Source organism: Mesorhizobium sp. BR1-1-3 (assembly GCF_020165455.1).
GTDB classification, from domain to species: domain Bacteria; phylum Pseudomonadota; class Alphaproteobacteria; order Rhizobiales; family Rhizobiaceae; genus Mesorhizobium; species Mesorhizobium ciceri.
On record NZ_JAIUIC010000003.1, the window covers coordinates 593125 to 603256 of the forward strand.

The 10132-nt window shown below is 62.6% G+C and carries 9 protein-coding genes; 4 read left to right on the forward strand and 5 right to left on the reverse strand.

The features are described from left to right. Window positions 1–37: 37 nt before the first annotated feature. The 3 genes from edd to zwf all read right to left on the reverse strand — a co-directional run bounded on the left by edd (window position 38) and on the right by zwf (window position 4101). Window positions 38–1861, reverse strand: coding sequence for a phosphogluconate dehydratase (edd, locus tag LB559_RS10110; RefSeq protein ID WP_027162289.1), 1824 nt, complete (start codon window positions 1859–1861; stop codon window positions 38–40). A 72-nt stretch (window positions 1862–1933) separates the two neighbouring features. Beyond that, window positions 1934–2650 carry a 6-phosphogluconolactonase gene (pgl, locus tag LB559_RS10115; RefSeq protein WP_224621941.1) on the reverse strand — a complete coding sequence of 239 codons (717 nt, stop codon included), beginning with the start codon at window positions 2648–2650 and terminating at the stop codon, window positions 1934–1936. Beyond that, window positions 2632–4101 (reverse strand): glucose-6-phosphate dehydrogenase, encoded by a 1470-nt coding sequence (gene zwf / locus LB559_RS10120; RefSeq protein ID WP_013530236.1) that lies wholly within the window; start codon window positions 4099–4101, stop codon window positions 2632–2634. The genes pgl and zwf overlap by 19 nt, the downstream gene beginning before the upstream one ends. A gap of 315 nt (window positions 4102–4416) precedes the next feature. On the opposite strand from zwf, the gene LB559_RS10125 reads away from it, so the two are divergent. The 4 genes from LB559_RS10125 to LB559_RS10140 all read left to right on the forward strand — a co-directional run bounded on the left by LB559_RS10125 (window position 4417) and on the right by LB559_RS10140 (window position 7695). Further along, window positions 4417–5163, forward strand: coding sequence for an SDR family oxidoreductase (locus LB559_RS10125; RefSeq protein ID WP_027162287.1), 747 nt, complete (start codon window positions 4417–4419; stop codon window positions 5161–5163). Window positions 5164–5821: 658 nt separating this feature from the next. Next, window positions 5822–6256, forward strand: a complete 435-nt coding sequence (locus LB559_RS10130) for an RHS repeat-associated core domain-containing protein (protein ID WP_224673963.1) — start codon at window positions 5822–5824, stop codon at window positions 6254–6256. Between the two features lie 192 nt (window positions 6257–6448). Then, the gene (locus LB559_RS10135; RefSeq protein WP_224673952.1) at window positions 6449–6772 is read left to right on the forward strand and encodes a hypothetical protein; all 324 of its coding nucleotides are present in this window, start codon (window positions 6449–6451) and stop codon (window positions 6770–6772) included. A 188-nt stretch (window positions 6773–6960) separates the two neighbouring features. Then, window positions 6961–7695, forward strand: a complete 735-nt coding sequence (locus LB559_RS10140; RefSeq protein ID WP_224673953.1) for a general secretion pathway protein GspK — start codon at window positions 6961–6963, stop codon at window positions 7693–7695. Window positions 7696–7698: 3 nt separating this feature from the next. Here the strand turns inward: LB559_RS10140 and LB559_RS10145 are convergent, their stop codons facing one another. Next, a complete protein-coding gene (locus LB559_RS10145) occupies window positions 7699–8550 on the reverse strand; it encodes an SH3 domain-containing protein (protein WP_224673954.1) in 852 nt (283 codons plus the stop codon). A gap of 262 nt (window positions 8551–8812) precedes the next feature. Then, window positions 8813–10099, reverse strand: coding sequence for an NAD(P)/FAD-dependent oxidoreductase (locus LB559_RS10150; RefSeq protein WP_224673964.1), 1287 nt, complete (start codon window positions 10097–10099; stop codon window positions 8813–8815). Window positions 10100–10132: the final 33 nt, after the last annotated feature.

The window sequence follows — 10132 nt, forward strand, 5'->3', positions numbered from 1 at the left end:
AGTGCCGCCCCTTTTCATGGGTTGCGCAGAACTGCCGTCAGGCCGTGCCGAAGGCGCTGGCGCCATGATCGGCGCGGCCGACCAATTGCCGGAAGCCGGCAAACAGCTCGCGGCCGAAACCGAACTCGTTGCCGATGAGGTCGGCATCCGCCGTCCGGCGCAGCGCGAAATCGCCGGCCGGCACCAGCACTTCCAGCGTGCCGGCATCGGCGTCGAGCCGGATGATGTCGCCTTCATGGATCCTGGCGATAGGACCCTCCTCGACCGCTTCCGGCGTCACATGGATCGCCGCCGGCACCTTGCCGGAGGCGCCCGACATGCGCCCGTCGGTGACCAGCGCCACGCGCTGGCCGCGATCCTGCAGGATGCCGAGCACGGTGGTCAGCTTGTGCAGTTCCGGCATGCCGTTGGCCTTCGGCCCCTGGAAGCGGATGACGGCGATGAAATCGCCGGTCAGCGTGCCTGCCTTGAACGCATCGTTCAGCCCTTGCTGGCTGTCGAAGACCCTGGCCGGCGCCTCGATGACACGCCGCTCCGGCTTCACCGCGGAAGTCTTGATGACGGCGTGGCCGAGATTGCCTGACAGCACCTTTAGGCCGCCGGTCGCCTGGAACGCCTTGTTGAAAGGCGCCAGCACCTTCTCGTCGCCGCTTGTCCGCGGCGAGGCTTCGCGCACCACGCCTCCGTCGGCGCCGAGCTTTGCCTCGACCGCATAGGGCCGCAGGCCTTCGCCCCACACCGTCTGCACATCCTCATGCAGGATGCCTTCGTCGAGCAGTTCGCGGATCAGGAAGCCGAGCCCGCCGGCGGCGTGGAAATGGTTCACGTCGGCGAGGCCGTTCGGATAGACCCGCGCCAGCAGCGGCACCGCTTCCGACAGGTCGGAAATATCCTGCCATGTGATGGCGATGCCGGCCGCCGCCGCCATGGCGATCAGGTGGATGGTGTGATTGGTCGAGCCGCCGGTGGCATGCAGGCCGACGACGCCGTTGACGATCGAGCGCTCGTCGATCATCCGCCCGACGGGCGTATAGGCGTTGCCAAGCGCAGTAATCGCCAGCGCCCGCTTGGTCGCCTCGCGGGTCAAAGCCTCGCGCAGCGGCGTGCCTGGATTGACGAAGGACGCGCCCGGCGTGTGCAGGCCCATGATCTCCATCAGCATCTGGTTGGAATTCGCCGTGCCATAGAAGGTGCAGGTGCCCGGTCCATGGTAAGATTTGGACTCGGCCTCCAGCAGTTCGGCGCGTCCGGCCTTGCCCTCGGCGTAGAGCTGGCGGACCTTGGCCTTTTCGTCATTGGGCAGGCCTGATGTCATCGGTCCGGCCGGAATGAACACCGCCGGCAGATGGCCGAAGGTGAGGGCGGCGATCACCAGCCCCGGCACGATCTTGTCACAGACGCCGAGATAGACGGCGGCGTCGAACATGTTGTGCGACAGGCCGATCGCGGCGGCCATGGCGATGACATCGCGCGAAAACAGCGACAGCTCCATGCCGGGCTGGCCCTGGGTGACGCCGTCGCACATCGCCGGCACGCCGCCTGCCACCTGGGCGATGCCGCCGGCTTCGCGGGCTGCATCCTTGATCAGCGCGGGGAAGCTCTCGAACGGCTGATGCGCCGACAGCATGTCGTTGTAGGAGGTGATGATGCCGAGGTTCGGCACCTTGTCGGCGCCCAGCGCGAGCTTTTCCGAGGGGCTGCACACCGCAAAGCCGTGAGCGAGGTTGCCGCACGACAAAACGGCCCGGTTGGCGGCGCGGTTCGACGCCTCGGCGATGCGGCTGAGATAACGCTCGCGGCCGGGCTTAGAGCGCTGGCGGATGCGTTCGGTGATGGCTTCGATGTCGCGTCTGGCGGTCATGGTGTCGGTCCTTTCAGGCGAGGTCCCGGAAACATCCTCCCGCCGTTTGCCGGGACCGGTGTAAATCGAGAATCAGGGTGCCCAGAAAACCTCTACGGGCTTTTGCGCTGCGTCGAGCACGGCGCGGATTGGCTTTCGCGGCCCGGGCGCCACCGCGCCGTCGAAGGCGATACGCTTGTCCTCACCCTCGATGTGCAGCGCGATGAAGCCGGCTTCGACGATGCGGGCCAGCGACAGGGTCAGCCGCGGCTCGCCCGCACTTGCCGCATGAACCGGCAGCACGATCCTGTCGGAAGACGGGTCGAGCAGTGTTGCCAGGTCGGCGGCATCGGGAAAGAACGAGGCGGTGTGGCCGTCCGGCCCCATGCCGAGCACGACGACATCGAGCGGCCAGGGCAAGGACCGGAGCGCTGCATCGTCGGACGAGGCCGCATCCTCGATGCTGGTGGCTTCGTGATAGAGCGGCACGAAACGAGCCGCCTTGGCCGCGTTCTGCAACAGATTGGCGGCCACCAGCCCGGCATTGGAGCGTGGCGAGGAGGCCGGCACGAAACGCTCGTCGACCAGCGTCACGATCACCTTGTCCCAGGCGATGGGTATCGCTGAAAGGGCGGCGAAGAATTTTGCCGGCGTGGTGCCGCCGGAGACGGCGAGCAACCCCGTGCCGCGCTCGGCGATCGCCTTGGTCAGTCTGCCTGCAACATGGCCGGCCAGGGCTGCCGCCAGTTCCTGGCGCCCGGTGAAGCCGTTCCAGCTATAGGCGGCGCCGTTCAATTGCTCTCGTGCCATGTCCGCCCGTCACGTTCGATCAGCGCTATCGAGGCCGATGGGCCCCAGGTGCCCGCCGTATAGCCCTGCGCCTCCTGCCTGGCACTTTCCCAGGCATTCTGGATCGGGTCGATCCATTTCCACGCCGCCTCGACTTCGTCACGGCGCATGAACAGGGTCTGGTTGCCACGGATGACGTCCATGATCAGCCGCTCATAGGCGTCCGGTGCGCGGCCGTCGAAGGACTGCGCGAAACTCATGTCGAGCGAAATCTGGCGCAGCCGCATGCCGCCCGGGCCCGGATCCTTGATCATGATGAACTGCTTGACGCCTTCGTCCGGCTGCAGCCGGATGACAAGCTGGTTGGCGAAGATCGGTCCGGCGCTGTCGCCGAAGATCGAATGCGGAATCGGCTTGAATTCGATGACGATTTCCGAAACCCGCGTCGCCAGCCGTTTGCCGGTACGCAGATAGAACGGAACGCCCGACCAGCGCCAATTGCCGATCTCGGCTTTGATGGCGACGAAGGTCTCGGTGTTGCTGTCCTTGCCGAGTTCCTCGACATAGCCTTTCACCGGTCCGCCGGCCGAAGCCCCGGCGCGATACTGCCCGCGCACGGTGTGCTTCGGCGCTTCGTTGCCGTTGATGCGCTTCAGTGCCCGCAGCACCTTCAGCTTTTCGTCGCGCACGGCGTCGGCATCCATCGACGACGGCGCTTCCATGGCGACGAGGCACAAGAGCTGCAGCATATGGTTCTGCACCATGTCGCGCAGCGCGCCGGCCTTGTCGTAATAGGTGACGCGGTCCTCCAGGCCGACGGTCTCGGCCACGGTGATCTGGACATGGTCGATATGGGCTGAATTCCACAACGGTTCGTAGAGCGCGTTGGCAAAGCGCAGCGCCATCAGGTTCTGCACCGTCTCCTTGCCGAGATAATGGTCGATGCGGAAGATCTGGCTTTCGTGGAAGTCGTCGCCGACCAGGTCGTTGAGCTTGCGTGCCGAATCGAGATCGCGGCCGATCGGCTTTTCCAGCACGATGCGCGAGTTCGGCGTGATCAGATTGTGCTCTTTCAGCTTGTGCGAGATGTCGCCGAACAGCGCCGGCGCCACCGCCAGGTAGAAGGCGCGGATGCGGTCGCTGTCGCCGATCGCCTTCTTGAGCTTGTCGAAGCCGGCGCCGCTCGTCGCATCGGCGGAGACGTAGGACAGCCGCGCCAGAAAGGTCTTCAGTTCCTTGGCGTCGATGTCGGCCGGTTTGACGTGGTCCGAGATCGCCTGCTTGGCGAAGGCTTGGAATTCTTCGTCGCTCATCTTCGAGCGCGAGGTGCCGATGATGCGTGTCGGCTCCGAAAACTGATGGTCGCGCTGGCGATAATAGAGCGACGGCAGAAGCTTGCGCTCCGACAGATCGCCGGTGCCGCCGAAAATGATGAAGTCGAAAGGATCGACGGGGATGATCTGGCTGGTCATGGTCTGTCCGCTCTGACGCCGGTCGCTGTGACGCGGCTGATATAATCTAATCGATTTAAATTTTCCAGTGCCATGGTGTCACATCTGGGTGTATGCGCCTGCCCCTTGACAGTCCGATGACCCGGAGGCTTGTCGACAGGCGCGGCACCGGAAGCCTTCGCAGTTGCAGCATAGAGCGGGATCGACGCGAAAGCCAAAGGAGAAATCGGCGATGGCCGCACATCTTTCGAGCAATCCGGCCAGAAGCCACGGGTTCGCGCGGATGTGCGCTATCGGCGCGCCGGTTGATCGTCATCAATCATGAGCGGGAAAAACATGCGTCTGGAAAACAAGGTTGCCGTCATCACCGGTGCTGCGTCCGGTTTTGGCGAGGGGATCGCCAGGCGCTTTGCGCAGGAGGGTGCCAGGGTCGTTGTCGCCGATCTCAACGCCAGGGGCGCTGAGCGCGTCGCCGGCGAGATCGGCGAAGCGGCGATCTGGACCCAGACCGATGTCTCGCTGCGCTCCGAATTCGACGAGATGATCTATGCCGCCAAAAGCGCATTCGGCCGCATCGACATCATGGTCAACAATGCCGGCTACACCCATCGCAACGGCGACATGCTCAATGTCGACGAGGAGACCTTCGACCTGATAACCGCCGTCAACATGAAGGCGATCTATCACGCGGCACTCGCCGTGGTGCCGATCATGGAGCGGCAGGGCGGCGGCGTCATCCTGACCACGGCCTCCACCGCGGGTCTGCGGCCGCGCCCCGGCCTCACCTGGTACAATGCGTCGAAAGGCTGGGCGATCACCGCCACCAAATCGATGGCGGTGGAACTGGCGCCGAAGAACATCCGCGTCAACTGCCTCTGCCCGGTTGCCGGCGAGACCGGCATGCTGGAGAAATTCATGGGCGCCGACACACCCGAAATCCGCGAGAAGTTCCGCGCATCGATCCCGCTCGGCCGGCTCTCGACGCCGCTGGACATCGCCAACGCCGCACTCTGGCTGGCCTCGGACGAAGCCGCCTTCATCACCGGCGTGGCGCTGGAGGTCGACGGCGGCCGCTGCATCTGAACGCCTGGGCAGCAGGCCAGGATCTCATCCGCTGCAATACCAGGACAAGCGCAATCTCACGGCAATCGAGGATCAGCTCAACCCCGCCAACAATGAGACCTACACCTATACCGCCAACGGCTTCATCGAGAATGCCGACGGGCCGTGGGGAAGCCTGACCTATACGATCGACGGCGTCGGCAACATCACCCAGCGCGCGGTCACCATCGGCGGCGTCACCTCTATCGATACCTACAGCCTGCAGGCCGGCTCCAACCGGCTGACCGGCATTCTCACCGGCGGCGCACCGAGCCGCGGCTTCCAGTCGGATTTCGCCGGCAACATCACGCAGGACGCGACCGTCTCGCCGGCGCTGACAAAGACCTACAGCTACAATGCCGCCGGCCAGCTTTCGGCGGCCACCGTGAACAGTACGGCGGCAGGCAGCTACATCTACGATTATCTGTCGCGGCTGGTGTCTCGCACCATCGCGGCCTCGTCCACCTTGCATATGGTGCACGACCTCGACGGCAATGTGATCGCCGAATACGATGCGTCCGGCGCGCTGATCACCGAATACGTCTGGGTCGAAGGCAGGCCGCTGGCGATGGTCGCCGACGCCGGCACGACGCCGGTACTCTATTACGTGCTGACTGACCATCTCGAACGCCCGGTCATGATGACCGACCAGGGTCGCAATGTCGTCTGGCAGGCGAGCTATCTGCCCTTCGGCGAGGTACGTAGCATCAGCGGCACCGCGACGCTCAACCAACGCTTCCCCGGCCAGTGGTTCCAGATGGAAACGGGGCTGGCCTACAACTGGCACCGGCATTATGATCCGTCGATCGGCCGCTACGTCCAGCCCGATCCGCTCGGTATGCCGAATGGGCCGTCAAGGTGGGCGTATGTCGGCAACAGCCCGCTGATGAAGGTGGATCCGAGCGGGTTGTATTGGGTTCCAGGTCCAGGAGGGAATCGATGGTGGTGTTGGGGTGGCAATCCCTTGGACTGCGTTTTACGTCCCCCCTCCGCAGCCAGGGCCACAATCTTGCCCGATGTCGTCGGAACGGCGTACGACGCCTTCGCCTCCGCCGCCAGCTGGGCCGCCGGATGACGACCCTTGTGAGGAACAGCTTGCCGCTGATGAGGCGCAGTGCCAATTGCTATCCTCGGGGCGTGGTGGCGGGCGCACAACCAAAGCTGGTAGAAATTGGTATGCAGCTTGTATGGCAATAGCCAGTGAAAGATATGCCGCTTGTAGGGCAGGGAAACCCTTGCCGCCGTTTCCAATATGGAAAATGTAGCTATGAAATTTCTATTTCGGGAGAGGCTGGAAGTTTTGAACTCAGATGAGTTATTTGAGTTTGGAATAACAAAAATCAATAAAAATAAAAGCGAAGAAGATTTATATGAAACAGAGGCAATCTTCATAAGAAACGGAAAAGTAACATCAAGAATAAAGTTGACTGGATTGAGTGAATTTAAGGTTATAATGAGCTCGTTATCCTATTTTGGGTCAAAATTAAGGGGAATAGCAAAAGCTGAATCGATTACTTTTGATTTTAATGGATTAACATTTGACCAATATATACCAATAAACAAAAATTTAAGATTGATTTGGGATGAATGATTTAAAGAAGAGATAAACAACGATTGTAGGGAATTGCGGTGACAGTGCACTTTTATTCTCGATGGTGGGCTGTGGTCGAAGAAAATCCCCGATGATTCATCGGCCTCTTGCGAGTGCCAATCCTCCGGCTTCGCCCTCGTCGCTGTGTCTTCCTCCTCATCGTCTCCGCCATCACCTCGACCTTTGCCTTGACCGCCTGGACGCGGCTCAAGATCGCTTCGAATGAGACCGAAAGCCAGCGGTTCGGCCTGCTCGCCGAAGGCCTGACCAATGTGCTGGCGGCGCGGCTGTCGAGCGATGGCGCCGATATCGGACTGCCGCTGAATTTCGAGCCGGTCTCGTGTGTGGTCGGCAATCTGACCGTCGTGACGCGGCTGCAGGGGCATTCGGGCCTGATCGATCTTAACGCCGCCGATCACACTCTGCTTGTCCAGGGTTTCGCCTCGCTCGGTGTCGATCCGGAGATGTCCAACTGGCTTGCGATCGCGGTCGAATATTCGCGCAGCGGCGCCAGCATCTTTGCCGCGGTGGCCACGCAAAAGGTCGAAGTCGTGGGTGGTTTCAAGCATGCACCGTTCGAATCCGTGGCCGAGCTGCAGGATTTTTCCAGGTTGCGCTCGATTTCTTTGCCCGATCTCTACAGCACATTCACGGTCAATTCGCGGCGCGGCGATCTGGTCGTAAGTCGAGCCGGCCCCACGCTGGCCAGCTTCGCCAAGGCCGGAACATCGGCAGGTGCAAAGATGCCCGAGCAGGCCTTCACGATCGAGGTTTCCGTCAGCCGGCGAGGGTCGGCAATCGTCGGTTCCGCCGGCTATGTCTTCGAAAGCCGTTCGGGCGATCAAGCAAGCCTGCTCCGCACTGCAGCGGTTTTGGGAACGATAGGCGCCAAGACAAGGGGCGTGCCTCACCCAAGGCGGTAGACGTCAGGTGCCGGTCTTGATGTAGCTCTTGTAGATCCAGCCGGTCTTGCCGTTGTAGGTGATCTGGCACCATTTCTTGCAGCTCATCACCTGCACCGAGGTTTTGGCTGGCACCGTACCGATGGCGGCGGCATTTTTCTTCGGGCCGCTTCGCATGGTCACGGCCCTCAGGATGCGTCCTGTTCCGGCGGCTGCGGCTTTCCTTGGCTTCGCCTTGGCCTGGCTGTCATCACCTTCTGCCGCTGGCTCTTGAGCCGGCACTTGCGGTTGCGCCTCGGGAATGGCGGCGGTTTGTGCGCCGTCGGGATGGTTGCCCGCGGTTGCGCCGGGCGCGGCTACCTTGGCAAGTTCGGTGGCGGCATCGGTATCGGCTGCCGGCTGCGCGAATGCCGCCGTTTGCTTGTCGGGTGCCTTGTCCGCCACCTGGCTGGGAGCAGTCGAATCGGACGCGGATGCGGCCTTCAGCTGGGAACCGGTCCAGCGTGGGTCATTGGCGGCGAGTGCGGGAATGTTGTCTTGCGCGGCCGCCACAGTTGTTGGAATTGCGTCGGACTTGCGCGCCTGCGGTACGGCTGCCGCAGCGACCGCGGCCCCAACCGGGGTTATTTTCGTCGTCTTCACCGGAACCGTTGGAATGGTCTGTTCGGGGCTCGCTGCCGCTTGCCTGTCGCTGGCCGGCAGCGCCAGCCACAGCGCCACGGCGGCGACGCCAAGCAGTGCGGCGGTGCCGATCGCGGCGATCACCAGATGCGAGTTCGAACGGACTTCCTGCCAGAAGGACGGCCGCATGTCGTATCCGAACTGCATGGCAAAGCGCCGACGTTCCGGCGTACCGAAACTGAAGGGCTCTCTCACTCTTGCCACCTCCATAAGCGGGCCGACGTTCTTTCAATCGGTGCCGGAAGTCCGGCGTCTGATCCGCATCGGTCCCAAAAACAACGCGGGCAGGCCCGCAACAATCCCCGAACAATCGCCCAGAACCGGCAGCTTTCGCCTGCGATTGTGGCATCAGTACGCCAACATAGAGGATTCTGCGCCTTTGCGGGAAATTGCGCAATGCGTCGCACGGGCAACAAATGTTACAACAAATATTACAATATTACATCAGGCCGGCCGGCTAGATCCTGTCGCGCAGCGCAAACCAGTTGAGCGCCAGGAACAGCAGCGGCGTGCGGAAACGCCGGCCGCCAGGGAAAGGCGGGATTTTCAGATCCTCGATCAGCTTCAGCCGGTCGCGGTTGCCGGCAACGGTTTCGGCATAGAGTTTACCGAAGTAGTTCGACAGCATGACGCCGTGGCCGGAATAGCCGCCGGCCGAGATCACATTGGGCATCACTTCGCGCACGAACGGCTTTCTTGGCACCGTGATGCCGACATAGCCGCCCCAGCCATGCGTGATCTCGACATCCCCGAGCGCCGGATAGAGTTCCGCGATCTGGCGGCGGATGTGGATGTGGATATCCCGGGGATCGTTGACGCCATAGACCTCGCGTCCGCCAAACAGCAGCCGTCCGTCCTTCGATTTGCGGAAATAACGCACGACGAAGCGGGAATCGTCGACCGCCTCGCCGCCCGGCAGCACGTCCGAGTGCGTATCCAGAGGCACCGTCGCGCCGATGAACGAACCGATCGGCATGACGTGCGCGGCACTCACCGGCTCGAGCGTGCCGCCATAGGCGTTGACCGCGATCAGGCATTTCTGCGCCGTCACCGTGCCTCTCGGTGTCGAAACCTTGACCTTGCCGCCACTGGAAATGATGCCGGTTGATTGAGTCCCCTCGAACAGCTGCGCGCCTGCAAGCGCTGCCACCCGCGCCGTGCCGATCACCAGCTTCATCGGATGGATGTGCCCTGTGCCGGTGTCGCGCGTGCCGCCGAAATAGGCGGTCGAGCCCAGCCGCTCCGCCGTCTCCCTGGCATCCATGAACGAGATATGCGGGTAGGAAAAACGGCTCGCCATGATCTCGGCATGCGCCTTGTAGTCATCGACATAGCGCGGCTTGTGCGCCACCGAGAGCTGGCCCGGCATATAGTCGATATCGATCTGGTTGGCGGCAGCGAATTCGAGGAGATGCGCCTTCGCCTCTTCGGCAAGATCAAACAGCGCCTTGGCGCGGGACAAGCCGTACTCGGCTTCCAGGTCCTCGGCCCAGGCGCGCTGGCCGGTGCCAAGTTGGCCACCATTGCGCCCGGAGGCGCCATCACCGAAGCGATACGCCTCGATCAAAACGACATTGGCGCCCGCCTTGGCCAGATGCGCTGCCGCCGACAGGCCGGTAAAACCGCCGCCGATGACAACGACGTCGCATGTCCGGTCGCCATCCAGCGCCGGGTATTCAGGCCGCGGGCCGGCCGTGTCCTCATACCAGGAACGGCCGGGGGAGATCGGGGATTGGTAGGGCATGATGCTCGCAGGGGAGTAGGGGAGTAGGGGAGT

What these genes read in the sequence shown, in the direction of transcription:
- LB559_RS10125 (WP_027162287.1), top strand. Translation starts at nt 4,417, where the DNA reads ATGCGTCTGGAAAACAAGGTTGCCGTCATCACCGGTGCTGCGTCCGGT.
- pgl (WP_224621941.1), bottom strand. Translation starts at nt 2,650, where the DNA reads ATGGCACGAGAGCAATTGAACGGCGCCGCCTATAGCTGGAACGGCTTC.
- LB559_RS10130 (WP_224673963.1), top strand. Translation starts at nt 5,822, where the DNA reads ATGACCGACCAGGGTCGCAATGTCGTCTGGCAGGCGAGCTATCTGCCC.
- LB559_RS10150 (WP_224673964.1), bottom strand. Translation starts at nt 10,099, where the DNA reads ATGCCCTACCAATCCCCGATCTCCCCCGGCCGTTCCTGGTATGAGGAC.
- zwf (WP_013530236.1), bottom strand. Translation starts at nt 4,101, where the DNA reads ATGACCAGCCAGATCATCCCCGTCGATCCTTTCGACTTCATCATTTTC.
- LB559_RS10135 (WP_224673952.1), top strand. Translation starts at nt 6,449, where the DNA reads ATGAAATTTCTATTTCGGGAGAGGCTGGAAGTTTTGAACTCAGATGAG.
- edd (WP_027162289.1), bottom strand. Translation starts at nt 1,861, where the DNA reads ATGACCGCCAGACGCGACATCGAAGCCATCACCGAACGCATCCGCCAG.